General features: G+C 61.7%; 12 protein-coding genes and 1 pseudogene. 9 read left to right on the forward strand and 4 right to left on the reverse strand.

Going from position 1 to position 12,855, the window contains the following annotated elements; genetic code table 11:
* Nucleotides 1–379 (forward strand): annotated as a pseudogene (locus LPW29_RS13700) (transposase); the annotation flags it as partial.
* A 15-nt stretch (nt 380–394) separates the two neighbouring features.
* On the forward strand, nt 395–538 hold the full coding sequence (locus LPW29_RS13705) for a hypothetical protein (protein WP_238628466.1): 144 nt from the start codon (nt 395–397) through the stop codon (nt 536–538).
* On the opposite strand, the gene LPW29_RS13710 is transcribed toward LPW29_RS13705, so the two are convergent.
* A complete protein-coding gene (locus LPW29_RS13710) occupies nt 527–994 on the reverse strand; it encodes an apolipoprotein A1/A4/E family protein (RefSeq protein ID WP_238628467.1) in 468 nt (155 codons plus the stop codon). The genes LPW29_RS13705 and LPW29_RS13710 overlap by 12 nt on opposite strands.
* A 249-nt stretch (nt 995–1,243) precedes the next feature.
* On the opposite strand from LPW29_RS13710, the gene LPW29_RS13715 reads away from it, so the two are divergent.
* Together LPW29_RS13715 and LPW29_RS13720 are read left to right on the forward strand one after the other, a co-directional pair.
* Nucleotides 1,244–1,654: a coiled-coil domain-containing protein gene (locus LPW29_RS13715; protein WP_238628468.1), complete on the forward strand. Its 411-nt coding sequence runs from the start codon at nt 1,244–1,246 to the stop codon at nt 1,652–1,654.
* 497 nt (nt 1,655–2,151) lie between these two features.
* Nucleotides 2,152–2,358 carry a dodecin family protein gene (locus LPW29_RS13720; RefSeq protein ID WP_090254734.1) on the forward strand — a complete coding sequence of 69 codons (207 nt, stop codon included), beginning with the start codon at nt 2,152–2,154 and terminating at the stop codon, nt 2,356–2,358.
* A gap of 81 nt (nt 2,359–2,439) precedes the next feature.
* Here LPW29_RS13720 and LPW29_RS13725 read toward each other — a convergent pair whose 3' ends face one another.
* Genes LPW29_RS13725 through fabI form a run of 3 tightly spaced genes read right to left on the reverse strand, consistent with a single transcriptional unit; the run spans nt 2,440 to nt 5,824 of the window.
* Complete coding sequence (locus LPW29_RS13725; protein WP_238628469.1) at nt 2,440–3,633, reverse strand: acetate/propionate family kinase; 1,194 nt, start codon at nt 3,631–3,633, stop codon at nt 2,440–2,442.
* Nucleotides 3,633–5,030 (reverse strand): bifunctional enoyl-CoA hydratase/phosphate acetyltransferase, encoded by a 1,398-nt coding sequence (locus LPW29_RS13730; RefSeq protein WP_370642845.1) that lies wholly within the window; start codon nt 5,028–5,030, stop codon nt 3,633–3,635. Before LPW29_RS13730 ends, LPW29_RS13725 begins: the two co-directional genes overlap by 1 nt.
* A 17-nt stretch (nt 5,031–5,047) precedes the next feature.
* Nucleotides 5,048–5,824 (reverse strand): enoyl-ACP reductase FabI, encoded by a 777-nt coding sequence (gene fabI / locus LPW29_RS13735; RefSeq protein ID WP_238628471.1) that lies wholly within the window; start codon nt 5,822–5,824, stop codon nt 5,048–5,050.
* A gap of 299 nt (nt 5,825–6,123) precedes the next feature.
* Here fabI and LPW29_RS13740 point away from each other — a divergent pair, with 299 nt between their 5' ends.
* The 5 genes from LPW29_RS13740 to cydC all read left to right on the forward strand — a co-directional run bounded on the left by LPW29_RS13740 (nt 6,124) and on the right by cydC (nt 12,840).
* Nucleotides 6,124–6,831, forward strand: a complete 708-nt coding sequence (locus LPW29_RS13740; protein WP_238628472.1) for a hypothetical protein — start codon at nt 6,124–6,126, stop codon at nt 6,829–6,831.
* Between the two features lie 210 nt (nt 6,832–7,041).
* Nucleotides 7,042–8,439, forward strand: coding sequence for a cytochrome ubiquinol oxidase subunit I (locus LPW29_RS13745; protein ID WP_238628473.1), 1,398 nt, complete (start codon nt 7,042–7,044; stop codon nt 8,437–8,439).
* A gap of 5 nt (nt 8,440–8,444) precedes the next feature.
* Entirely contained in the window at nt 8,445–9,449 is a 1,005-nt protein-coding gene (gene cydB / locus LPW29_RS13750; RefSeq protein WP_090254722.1) for a cytochrome d ubiquinol oxidase subunit II, read from the forward strand.
* 89 nt (nt 9,450–9,538) lie between these two features.
* On the forward strand, nt 9,539–11,176 hold the full coding sequence (gene cydD, locus LPW29_RS13755; RefSeq protein ID WP_255705820.1) for a thiol reductant ABC exporter subunit CydD: 1,638 nt from the start codon (nt 9,539–9,541) through the stop codon (nt 11,174–11,176).
* Nucleotides 11,173–12,840 (forward strand): thiol reductant ABC exporter subunit CydC, encoded by a 1,668-nt coding sequence (cydC, locus tag LPW29_RS13760; RefSeq protein ID WP_238628475.1) that lies wholly within the window; start codon nt 11,173–11,175, stop codon nt 12,838–12,840. The genes cydD and cydC overlap by 4 nt, the downstream gene beginning before the upstream one ends.
* Nucleotides 12,841–12,855: the final 15 nt, after the last annotated feature.

Below are 12,855 nucleotides of genomic sequence, written 5' to 3' on the forward strand. Positions count from 1 at the left end.
CGAGGTCATGCGCGAGGAGCGTGTGCTGCGGTCGTTGCAACCAGTTCCGCTGATGCCTTTTGATGGCACGGGCCGATTCGAGGCAGGCATCCCCTTTTCATGGCCGGATTATGTGGAACTGACCCAGACCCTGGGCCGCTGCGTTCACCCCACCAAACGAGGACGCATACCGGAAGGCACGCCAAAGCTCCTGCAGCGCCTGGGTATGGGGACTGAGGCCTTTATCGCCCACGCTTTCGATCTGTTCCATTCCTTTGGATCGGCCATCGGGGCGCCGGCGAGTCTGGTGGATCTGGCGGCGCGACGACAGTGTCGGTATCTGCGGGGTATCCGGACGGCTCGGGATATGTTTGGGCAGGAGCTTTTGGCAGCGTCGTGAACGACGGGGAACGCAGTGGCCCGTACGGGGAACGGTCATGTCCATCTGGCCGGCGTGGGGGCAGCAAAGGAGATTGAGCAACTGCGAGGGGATCTTCAGAAAGAGATCGAGCAACTGCGGGCCGAGACTGCGCACCACGCCACCATGTCATCCCAGTAGGTAGCGCAGACCTCCCAGGATGAGTGTCGCCTGAGCCAGCAGTAAGCCTCCGGTCCAGGCCACCGTCCATTTGATGGTTTCAATCTTGCTTTGGGCGATATCGCCCCGAACTTCGGCGACGTCCTTTTTCACCTCCCCCCTGAGCTTTTCAATGTCTTTCTGCACGTCCCCCCTGAGCTGCTCAATGTCTTTCTGCATGTCCCCCCTGAGCTGCTCAATGTCTTTCTGCATGTCCCCCCTGAGCTGCTCAATGTCTTTCTTGACCTCGCCTCGAAGTTGCTCTATTTCCTTCTGCAGCCGCAACTCTGTTTCACGCAGTGCCGCTCCCGTGGCCAGGTCGGTCACCTCAGGGTAGCGTTGTTCCATTTGTTCGAAGGCCTCGGCGATCAGGCGAGCGCGCGTCTTATCATCCGGGGCGCTGGATAGCTGTTCGTAGAGTTCGATGACGGAGGTCATGTGAGTATCCTTGACGATTACCCTTCCATTATCTCAGGCCGCGAGGTGAGCGGCAATAAAGGGGCTTGAGCACCCTTGCCCGCCGTGGGAGCTGCCCTCGGCGGCGACAGGCGGTGTGTACGAAACCCGAACTACGGGGAACGGTCATGTCCATCTGGCCGGCGTGGGGACAGCAAGGGCCACGTCGCTTGGCGTTCAGCCTATCGCTTCATCTGGCACCCCCAACCAAGCGGTGTCATACTGCCCACCATGACCTCCGTGATCGAACTCTACGAGCAAATCAGCAGCGCCCCGGACGAGAAGACCCGGGCACGATTGATCGTGGAAGCCATCGAGCATGTGGAGCGCCGCTTCCCAGCCGTGAACGATCTGGCCACCAATGCGTCGTTAAGGGAAACTGAACTGCGGTTGCAAAAGGAGATCGAGCAGCTGCGGGGGGATATTCAGAAGGAGATCGAGCAACTGCGGGGGGGCCTTCAGAAGGAGATCGAGCAGTTGCGGGGAGAGACTCGACAGATTGAGGGGAATCTGCACCGGGATATCGAGCAGCTGCGGACCGAAACTGCGCACCACAAGGTGGATATCATCAAATGGACGTTGGGTGCCCTACTGGCCTACGCCGTCCTTATCCTGGGTGCGATGCGCTTTTTGGTTGGTTAGGATCTTCACTTGACGCTGGCAGAGGTGGCGAAGGCCAAGGCCTATTCCGAGCTGCATTTACCCCACCAAACGGAGACGCATACCGGAAGGCACGCCGAAACTGCTGGCGCGCATGGGTATGGGGACTGATGCTTTTATCGCGCACGCGTTCGATCTATTCCATTCCTTTGGCTCGGCCATCGGGGCGCCGGCGAGTCTGGTGGATCTGGCGGCGCGAAGGCAATGTCAGTACCTGCGGGGTATCCGGACGGCTCGGGATGTGTTTGGGCAGCAGGCGGCCATTTAGGTTTTTTGGCGCAAGCAATGTCATTGCGCCGCTTGTGATTAGGACTTCTCACGGATTCCGAATGATGCCGTTGTCGGCCGGGGGTCACCTGACAATTCTCCATCGGTCGTCTATAAGAGACGGGGAGCGGCCTTTGCATGGCTATCTGCCTTCAAGGAAGAAAATGATTGCCACCAAAAAGGATTCATACAGGAGATGAGGAGATAATAATATGAGTGTTTATAAGGTAATAGAGTTGATTGGCACCAGTGAAAAGTCTTGGGAGGATGCGGCTCAGCAGGCGGTGGCCAAGGCCCGCTCAAGCCTGCGGGAACTCAGGATTGTGGAGGTGAGCAAACTCGACCTCAAGCTGGATGAGAAGGGGAATATCGCTGCCTACCGGGCCAGACTGAACATATCCTTCAAATACGATAACTAGGATGTTTTCGTGGCGTGGAGAGCTACCTCCTCGCCTGGCTCCCGGGCCGCGGCACCGATGCGGGGGCCCGGGAGCCGGTGGTCATTCGCAGCACTGAGCCGTGTGCCAGGCAATCATGCGTTCCTCGTCGGTGGGAATCACCCAGGCGGCGGCGCGGCTACCCGTGGCACTGATGCAGGGTCCATGGGCGAGGTTACTGGCCTCGTCCACTTCAAGCCCCAGCCAATGGCAGCCACGAATCACCTCCGAGCGCACCGGAGCGGCGCGCTCGCCGATGCCGGCGGTGAATACCAGATGGTCCAGACCGCCCAGGGCAGACGCCAGGCTGCCGATCTCGCGCACGATACGATAGACGAACAGATCCACCGCCTCACGGGCGGCGGGTTCTTCGCTGTCCAGAAGCACACGCATATCACTGCTGATGCCTGAGACGCCCAGTAGGCCGGATTCCTTGTACAACATCCGGCTCACCTCCTCGGGGGTCATATTCTCATGGCTGAGCAGGTGCAGAACCAGACCGGGGTCAATGTTGCCGCAGCGGGTGCCCATGGGCAGCCCGTCCAGGGCCGTGAACCCCATGGTGGACGCCACGCTCATGCCATTGTGCATGGCGCAAAGACTGGCGCCATTACCCAGGTGGGCCACGATGACACGCCCCGTTTCCGGGGTGGACACGTGCCGGGTCAGCGTGCGGCTGATGTAATCATAGGAAAGGCCATGGAAACCATACCGCACCAGCCCGGCATCGGTGAGATGTCGCGGCAGGGCAAAGGCCTGGGCCACCCGAGGCTGGGTGGTATGAAAGCTTGTGTCGAAACAAGCCACCTGTGGCACATCCGGTCGCAGTTGCGACAGGTGGTTGACCGGTGCCAGGCAGTGAGGCTGATGCAGGGGGGCCAGCGGAATCAAGGTTTCCAGATCCCGCACCGTCTCCGCATCCAGGCGCACCGGTTGACGATAGGTGCGCCCCCCGTGCACCACGCGATGGCCGATGGCGGCGATGTCGTCCGCATCCGAGTGATCATCCACCCAGTCCAGCAGGCATTTCAGGGCCGTCCCATGATCGAAGTGGCTTCCGTCCTGCCCTTTGGGGTGCTCATCCAACAACGTCTGTCCCTGGGCATCCTTGATGACAAAGTGCGGCTTGTCACCCAGGCCGGAGAACTGCCCCCGGAAGCGGGCAGCAAAGCCCTCGATCCCCTGCCCGCCCTCGCGGGCGAACAGGGCAAACTTGATGCTCGAGGAACCGCTATTGATGACCAGGATATCCGCCATTACCGACCCTTTTTCTTCTGGTAATCCGCTGCCAGCAGGGCCAGCGCGCAGGATGCCATACGGGTAATGGCATCGTCTGCCCGACTGGTGAGCACGATGGGCACGCGCGCGCCCAGCACGATCCCGGCACCCGTGGCATCTGCCAGATAGGTGAGCTGCTTCATGAGCATGTTGGCAGCCTCCAGATCCGGGGCCACCAGGATGTCTGCCTTGCCGGCTACGGGCGAGACGATATGCTTGGTCTTGGCCGCCGCCTCCGACACGGCATTATCAAATGCCAGCGGACCATCCAGGGTGCCCCCGGTGATCTGGCCACGTTCTGCCATCTTGCACAGCGCGGCCGCTTCCAGGGTGGATTGGATCTTGGGATTGACTGTTTCCAGCGCGGAAAGGATGGCCACCTTAGGATCTTCATTACCCACAGCATGCGCCAGATCAATTGCGTTCTGGACGATGTCCATCTTGTCGGCCAACGTCGGGTAGATATTGATGGCCGCATCAGTGATAAACAGTGGACGCGGATAGGTGGGTACGTCAAAGGCCATGATATGGCTGACCCGTCGTTCCGTACGCAGCCCCGATTCGCGGGCCAGGACCGCCCGCAACAACTCATCGGTGTGCAGCGACCCCTTCATGATGGACTCGATGCGGCCACTTCGGGTAAGGCTGACGGCTTCCTCCGCTGCGGCATGGCTGTGAGGCACGGACACTATCTCAAAATCGGAGATATCCACTTCGGCTTCGTCCGCAGCCGCACGAATGCGGTCTTCCGGGCCGATGAGCACTGGATGAATCAATCCTGCCCGGGCCGACTCATAGGCACCCAGGATGGCCTGGGTATCCACAGGATGCACCACGGCCATGCTCACGGGCTCCGGATGGGTAGCGGCGTGCAGCAATTCATGCAGTCGAGCTCGTTCAGCCATGCGAACCCGAGGCATCACCGTGCGTGGACGACGAATCTTCTCCGTCGGGGCCAGCACATCGGCCACACCCACGATGACATCTCGATCATCCTGGTTGGTGCACCGGCAGTCGAACTGGATGCGGTTCTTGCTGGGGTCCTTTTCCAGCACTTTGACATGCACGCGCAGCACGTCTCCCAGGCCCACGGGGGCCTTGAAGCGCAGGGTCTGGCCCAGATAGATGGTGCCCGGTCCAGGCAACTCCGTACCCAGCACCGTGGAGATCAGGGCGCCGCCCCACATGCCGTGGGCAATGATTTCCTGGAAACGACTGCTCTTGGCGAAGTCCTCGTCCACATGGGCCGGATTGACGTCGCCGGACATGATGGCAAACAGCTTGATGTCATCCATGGTGAGACGGCGCTCGATGGTCGCCGAATCCCCCACCTGGATCTCATCAAAGGTGCGATTTTCAATAAAGTCTTGTTCCACTTTTTTGTCCATGATCTTCAGGCCTTCACGTGATCACCGGCATCCACATAGGTGGTACCGCCGGTGAGTGAATGTCCCGCTTCCGAGGTCAGGAAGACGGCCGTACGACCCACGTCCTCAATGGACACCAGGCGACGCAGGGGCGCACGCTGCTCGGCCGTTTGCGCCAGGTTTTCAAAGCCCTTGATGCCCGATGCCGCCCGGGTGCGGATCGGACCGGGCGAGATGGCATGCACGCGGATCCCAGCCGGACCCAGTTCATCGGCCATGTAACGCACCGAGGCCTCCAGGGCAGCCTTCACGGGCCCCATCAGGTTATAGTTTTCCACCACCTTGTCAGCGCCATAGTAGGACATGGTGATCAGGGTGCCACCATCCTTCATCAGTGGCTCGGCCTGTTGGGCAAGGCGCATGAAGGAATGGCAGGAGACATCCATGGCAAGGCCGAAGCCCTCACGGGAGCAGTCCACCACGCGCCCATGCAGATCATCCCGGGTGGCAAAGGCCATGGAATGGATCAGAAAGTCCAGCTTGCCCCAGCGCTCGCGAGCCTGGGCGAAGAGGGCCTCTACCTGGGCTTCATCCTGCACATCGCAGAGCATGAGCTGTGGGTTGCCCATGTCAGCGGCCAGGGGGTTGATGTGTTTCTCGGCCTTGGGAGAACCGTATGTGACGATCATCTCCGCGCCGGCTTCATGCATGGCCTTGGCGCAGCCAAAGGCGATGCTGTCGGCATTGGCAAGCCCGGTGACGATGCCGGTTTTTCCTTCAAGGGAAAAAGGATGGGCGATCATGTGCCACCTCCGATTGGGTTGGGCGAATGTAGGTGATGAGTGAGGCGGGTCGGGCGACTGGGCCGCGAGGGCTGTGACCACGAGCACCTGCCAACTCATTAACCACTAGTATATGCTGCATTGCAGCGAAAATTAACAGGTGAGTGTGATGAATCGATGAAATCCACCCGCTTTTCGGGGCCTCCGGGCCCTCGTTTGACCCGCAAGGGGCGCGCTTACGGCACAAGGTTGACAACGATCAATCATTACTGATCACATGATCTTGACATTTCGCCCATCACAAGCTGGGGTTTCAGGCCATGGGTCATCGCTTCTGGACTGTCGGCATCCTGCTGGGAATGGCCCTGCCGCTGAACGCCGCGGAGCGTTTTCAGGACTGGTGGATCAGCTACAGCACATCGGATGGGGGCGAATTGACCCTACTGGCCCATACTCGCAGCGACGACGGGAACGCCTTTGCCATCGGCCAGACTCGCAATGGTCCGATCAAGGCCGCCATCCTGATCCGTTCCGATCGCCCCGCCGCCGAAAGGACCTGCTGCGTGGAAGCCCGCATCGCATCCAAAGGTCGTGCCCGGGTGGTCTCCACCCACATCGATGATGATCAGCAACCCCTGGCGGATGAAGAGCAGCAGGGTGAGTCGGTGGAATGGGCCTTGTGGGAACCCCGCAAGGGGAATGATATTCCCCCGCTGATGCAGGCATTGATGGCGGGGCACGAGGTGGATCTGAAGGTGGAGGACGCCTTCGGTGATATCCAGCGCATGACCTTTTCCCTGGAAGGCGCCCGACAAGCCCTGCATTGGATGATCACCGAGGGGCCCATGACGGTGACCCATGACACGGTGGACTCACTCTCCGAGGAAGCGGCCTTCCGTTGCGGCCACTCTGATGAGGTGGAGACCTGCTTCGATGCCATCGTGCACTGCTGGGATCGTCAGTCCAATGGCGCCTCGGCGGTGGCCTTTCATGGCTGTCTACGATCCTCCGGGGTGATGGGGCCATAGCGGCATTCATGAGGACTCTGCCGTCATTGCGTCTGCAAAGGGGGGTTGAGTGCGCGACGCGGGGGGGTACAATCTCGGAGCACTGGCACAAGGGGCCAGCCTGGGCGCTCTCGAATTCAGGGCTGGGTGATTGACCAAAATCATAGGGTATTCCAGGTGAAGGGCGCAGAATGAGTCTAAAGACCACCACGACACGGGAGTCCTGCCTCCATGGAACTTGACCCGCTTCTCTTATCGCGAATCCAGTTCGCGTTCGTCGTTTCATTCCACGCCATCTTTCCGGTGTTCACCATTGGGCTGGCTTCCTATATAGCCCTACTTGAGGGGCTGCTCTACAAGACCAGCAACCCTGTTTATGAGCAACTCTCCCGTTTCTGGACCAAGGTCTTTGCCGTGGTGTTCGGGATGGGCGTGGTTTCCGGCATCGTCATGTCGTTCCAGTTTGGCACCAACTGGAGCGTTTTTTCTTATGCCAGCGCCAACTTCCTGGGGCCTGTACTGGCCTATGAAGTGGTGACGGCCTTCTTCCTGGAAGCGGTATTCCTCGGGGTTCTTCTGTTCGGACGCGACAAGGTGCCTCGCGGAACCCACCTGTTCGCCGCCTGCATGGTGGCCCTGGGAACCTTCATCTCGTCCTTCTGGATTCTATCCGCCAACAGCTGGATGCAGACGCCGGCCGGGGTGGAGTTGCGTGATGGCATTTTCCATCTCACCTCCTGGAGTGAGGCCATCTTCAATCCCTCCTTCCCGCCGCGCTTCTTCCACATGGCCCTGGCTTCCTTCCTGACTGGCGGTTTCGTGGTGGCGGGGGTTTCAGCCTGGTATCTGCTCAAGGGCAAGGCCCCCGAGGCCTCCAAGAAGGCCTTGCAGATGTGTTTGATCATGCTGGCCCTGGCAGCACCGGCTCAGTTGTTCGTGGGCGATGTACACGGCCTCAATACCTTCGAGCATCAGCCGGCCAAGGTGGCCGCGATGGAAGGGGTCTGGGAGACCACCGATGGGGCACCGCTGCTGCTGTTTGCCATTCCCAGCCCATCCCAGGAACGCAATTTTCTGGAAGTGGGCATTCCCAAGCTGGCAAGTCTGATACTCACCCATGAGCTGGATGGCCGCATCGAGGGACTGAAGGAATGGGCGCCGGAGGATCGTCCCAATATGCCCATCGTCTTCTGGAGTTTCCGTGTCATGGTGGGCATCGGCATGCTCATGATTCTGGTGGCCCTATGGGGGGCCTGGCTGACCTGGCGAGGTCGCCTGGAAGCATCGCGACGCTTTCTCCGCCTGACCAGCCTGATGATCCCCCTCCCCTTCCTGGCCGTACTGTCCGGGTGGTTCGTCACCGAGGTGGGACGTCAGCCCTGGCTGGCCTATGGTCTGCTGCGAGTAGAGGATGGTGTCACGCCTTCCTTGACGGGCGGCATGGCCTTGTTCAGCCTGATCGGCTTTGTGACCGTGTACGCCGTGGTTTTCATCGCCGGCATCACCTTCCTGATACGCATCATCCGCAAGGGCCCCGATGGCACCCATGGTGGGCATGAAACCCCTGGGGCCCATGCCAAGAGACCCCTGTCGGCAACCGATGAATCCATCACCGACGGTGCGAGGTAACCATCATGGAACTGATTGATCTGACATTGATCTGGGTAGGCCTGATCGGCTTCGGGGTATTCATGTATGTGCTCATGGATGGATTCGATCTGGGGGTGGGCATTCTTTATCCTTTCGCCCGTAACGAGGATCATCGAGATGTGATGATGAACTCCGTCGCACCGGTATGGGATGGCAATGAAACCTGGTTGATTCTGGGTGGAGCAGGCCTGCTGGCTGCCTTTCCATTGATCTACGCCGTGTTCCTACCGGCACTCTATATCGGCGTGTTTCTGCTCCTGGCGGGTTTGATATTCCGCGGCGTGGCCTTTGAGTTCCGTTTCAAATCTGCGCCCGGCAAGCGGGGGCCCTGGAACTGGTCGTTCTTCCTGGGCTCGCTTGTGGCCTCCTTCGCCCAGGGGGCCGTGGTGGGGGCCTATATCCAGGGCTTTGAGGTGGAAGGTTTTTCCTACGTGGGCGGGCCTCTGGATTGGTTGACCCCCTTTACCGTGATGACGGGGCTGGGCCTGGTAGCCGGCTACACATTGCTGGGAGCCTCCTGGCTGATCATGAAGACCGAGGGAGATCTGCAGGACTGGGCTTACCGCGTGGCCCGCTGGATGGTGGGAGCGGTGCTTTTGGTCTATGTCATCATCAGTGTGTGGACGGCCGTAGCCCATCCCCACCTGCTGGAACGTTGGCTGGATAACGCCACCGTACTGTGGATTTTCCCCACCCTCTCCGTGCTCGCCGGATTATGGCTGTGGCGTGGCCTGACCCAGCGGGACGAGGGTGTCCCTTTCGTGGCCACGCTGGTGCTGTTCGTACTGGCCTATGCCGGCCTGCTGATCAGCATGTGGCCCTATGCCGTCCCCCCTGAACACACCTTCTGGGATGCAGCCTCCTCACCGGACTCGCAGTTGTTCACGCTGGTCGGCATGCTGTTCGTGATTCCCATCATTCTTGCCTACACCGCCTGGACCTACTGGGTGTTCAGGGGCAAGGTGCGTGTTGGTGAGGGCTACCACTGACTTCTCCGACCGACAACACGCCCCCGGAAATATCCAACCGGGAGGCTCGCCAATGGCTGAATGAGCACGTCGCTCCGGTCCGCCCCCTGCTGGGGCTGGCCACCGGGGCGGGCGTGCTCTCGGGTCTGCTCATCATTCCGCAGGCCGGTCTGATCGCCTGGCTGCTGAATCGCGCCATCAGCCAGGGTCTGGGGCCGTTGGAACTGGCGGTGCCATTTGCCTGGCTGGCCGGTGTGATGCTGCTGCGTGTGGCCCTGGGCTGGGTACGCGAGGCCACCGGGCAGGAAGCCGCGCTGCGCATCCAGGGTCACCTCCGGGATCGGATCTTCCAGCATCTGGCCACCCTGGGGCCGGTACGGCTTGCCGATCGCCATAGTGGCGCCCTCTCCTCGGCCATCGTGGAACAGGTGGAAGGGCTCTCAGGCTATTACGGGCGCTATCTGCCACAGATGACCGTGGCGGCGGTGGTTCCCATCGGCATCTTCATCGCCGCCCTCACCCAGGACTGGCTCGCCGCCCTGATCCTGCTGTTTGCGGCCCCCCTGATCCCCTTCTTCATGGCCTTGCTGGGCATGGGAGCAGCGCAGGTCAGCCGCAGCCAGCAAGAAACCGTGGCCCGTCTGGGTGGGCATTTCCTAGATCGCCTGCAGGGTTTGACCACACTGCGACTGCTCAATGCGCAGGAGCGCGCCGCCACGGATGTGGCCGAGGCCGCCGAAGGCTATCGGGCGAGCACCATGAAGGTGTTGCGCGTGGCCTTTTTGTCCTCGGCGGTACTGGAGTTCTTCAGCGCCGTGGCCATTGCCCTGGTGGCCATGTACGTGGGCTTTGGTCTGATTGGCTATCTCACCTGGAGCCCCGCCACGGAACTGACCCTGTTCTCGGGCCTGTTCATTCTGCTGATGGCCCCGGACTTCTTTCAGCCCCTGCGGCAACTGGCCCAGCATTATCACGACCGCGCCGCGGCCCTGGGGGCGGCCCAGGTCCTGATACCGCTGCTGCGCCGCCACGCACCGCATCCGTCCGCCCCCCCCCGCTTACCTCATCCATCCAGTGGTGCCGGTGTGTGTGTTTGCCTCGATGATGTGCGTGTGAGCTTCGAGGATGGACAACGCCAGGCGCTGCGAGGTGTCAGTCTGACCATTGGGCCTGGCGAGCGGGTTGCGCTGTGCGGGCCCAGTGGTGCGGGTAAATCCACGGTGCTGCATCTGCTGGCAGGATTCATTCATCCCGACCAGGGTCAGGTGACCGTGGATGGGAATGAACCGGATCCCGTTCGACAAGCTGCCTGGGTGGGGCAACGCCCCCATGTCTTCGCGGGCAGTCTGGCTGACAATATTCGCATGGGAGAACCCCAGGCCTCAGATGATGCGGTCAGGGCAGCTGCTCGGGATGCCGGTGTGCTGGGTTTTGCAAGCCAGCTCCCTCAAGGCCTGGATACGCCGCTGGGTGAGCGGGGTTATGGCCTGTCCGGTGGTCAGGCTCAGCGTGTGGCTTTGGCCCGCGCGGCCCTCAAGCAGGCCCCCTTGTGGCTGCTGGATGAACCCACGGCGGGCCTGGATCCGGACACCGAGGAGCAGGTACTCAAAGCCCTGGAACGCTCGGCCACCACCGGTGCCACCCTGCTCATCGCCAGTCATCATCCCCGCGTGCTGGAATGGGCCCAGCGGGTCATCACCATTCAGGACGGTCAGGTGGTCCGGGATACGGGGGCTCCTCACCCATGAAGGATCTCTGGCCCTTCCTCAAGCTCTCGCTGCCCCGCTTGCCCTGGTTTGCCGCCGGCGGCCTGCTGGCCGTGCTGACGGTGGCAGCCTCCACGGGGCTGCTGGCCCTCTCGGGGTGGTTCATTACGGCGTCGTCCCTGGCCGGGCTGGGGCTCATCATGGGGCTTGATGTCTATCGCCCCGCAGGTGGTATCCGTGCCCTAGCCATCACCCGCACCCTGGGTCGCTATGCCGAGCGCCTGGTGAATCATGAGGCGGTGCTACGGCATCTGGCTGATCTACGCAACTGGATTTTCTGTCGGCTCTCGCCGCTTGACCCGGGTTCCCTGGCCCGTTTCCGCTCGGCCGACCTGCTGCAGCGCCTGGTCGGTGACATCGACACCCTGGACGGCCTCTTCCTGCGCGTGATCACGCCCACCCTGACAGCCGTGCTGGCCCTGTTGGGGGGGGCGGTCTTGTTCGGCTTGCTGGCCCCGGTTGGTGCCCTGTGGGTGATTGCCCTGCTGGCCTGTGCAGGCCTGGTATTGCCCGCCCTGGCTCTGGCCCTGGGCCGTGCCGCCGGGGAGCGTCGCACCCAGGCTGCTGCCCGGGTGCGTGAGCTGGCCGTGGAAGGGGTTCAGGGCCTGGCGGAACTGCGGGTATTCGGATCCCTGGGTCGCCATCGGCGTGCCCTGGAATCGGCTGAGTCTGAGCGCGCCCGGGCCGAGGGTGGTCTGGCGCGATGGGGGGCTTTGGGAGATGCCCTGGCGATGCTGGCCGGTCTAGCGGCCGTGTGGCTGGCCCTTTGGCTGGGAATCGGCTGGCTGGCTGCGGGACAGGCCAACGCGCCCATCGTGGTCCTGGTGATTCTGGCCACGCTGGGTCTTTCCGAGGCCCTGGGCATGCTCCCCGGGGCCTATCAGCGGGTGGGTCAGATCCGTAGCGCGGCTCGCCGCCTGCTGAATGTGGCCAATACCCGCCCTGCCCTCGAGGAACCGGAAGCCCCCGTCGTTCCCACCGCTGCAGAAGGACTGCAACTTCGCCAGGTATCCCTGCGCTATGGCGAGCAGGCTCCGCCGGTACTGGAGAGGATCGACCTGGAGGTGAATACGGGTGAAACGGTCCTGATTACCGGGGCCTCTGGTGCCGGTAAGACCAGTATCATCAGCGTGGCCCTGCGCCTGGTGACCCCTCAGGAGGGAGAGGCCCGCGTGGCCGGTGTGCCGGTACAGGACATGCGCTATCAGGATCTCTACAACCGACTGGGTGCCCTCACCCAGGAGACCGTATTGTTTGCCGACACCATGGCCAACAATCTGCGTCTGGCCCGCCCTGCAGCCAGTGATGAGCAATTGCATCAGGCCCTGTTTCTGGCAGGCCTGGACGACTTCATCCAGACCCTGGGGCAGGGCCTGGACACCCAGGTGGGCGAAGGTGGGGCGTTACTCTCAGGTGGTCAGGCCCGGCGTCTGGCGCTGGCTCGAGTGATCCTGAGGGATCCGCCATTGGTGGTCCTGGATGAACCCTTCCGGGGGCTGGACCCGGCCACCATCACTCGTCTGAGGGAACGTCTGGCCCCCTGGCTGGCTCGTCGTGCGGCACTGGTGATCGCCCACGAGGAGGCCACCGCCCCGACGGTGGATCGTCATTACCGGCTCGAACGGGGACAGCTTCACCCTGTTTGATAGGGCCTACCAACC

The sequence above is a fragment of the Ectothiorhodospira sp. 9100 genome, assembly GCF_022227565.1.
In the GTDB taxonomy this organism is placed as follows: domain Bacteria; phylum Pseudomonadota; class Gammaproteobacteria; order Ectothiorhodospirales; family Ectothiorhodospiraceae; genus Ectothiorhodospira; species Ectothiorhodospira marina.